At 69.3% G+C, this 342-nt stretch carries 1 protein-coding gene; it reads left to right on the plus strand.

All coding sequences use genetic code 11. From position 1 onward, the window contains the following. On the plus strand, nucleotides 1–342 hold a 342-nt coding region (locus tag H2O73_RS23500), incomplete at both ends, for an ATP-binding cassette domain-containing protein (protein ID WP_182110736.1).

Genomic DNA, 342 nt, shown 5'->3' on the forward strand with positions numbered 1-342 from the left:
GATTTCCGCCGCAAGATCGCCTTCGTACCCCAGGATGCGGTGATCTTCGCCACCTCGGCGCGGGAGAATATCCGCTTCGGGCGGCCCGACGCCACCGATGCCGAGGTGGAGGCCGCGGCCAAGGCGGCGGCAGCGGACGAGTTTCTGGCCCGTCTGCCCGATGGCTACGAGACCTTCGTGGGCGAGCGGGGCGTGATGCTCTCCGGTGGGCAGAAACAGCGCATCGCGATTGCCCGCGCGATCCTGCGGGATGCGCCCGTGCTTCTGCTGGACGAGGCGACCTCGGCGCTCGACGCGGAATCCGAGCAGGCGGTGCAGCACGCGGTCGAGCAGCTTTCCGAG

Source organism: Vibrio marinisediminis (assembly GCF_014050145.1).
Classification (GTDB): domain Bacteria; phylum Pseudomonadota; class Gammaproteobacteria; order Enterobacterales; family Vibrionaceae; genus Vibrio; species Vibrio marinisediminis.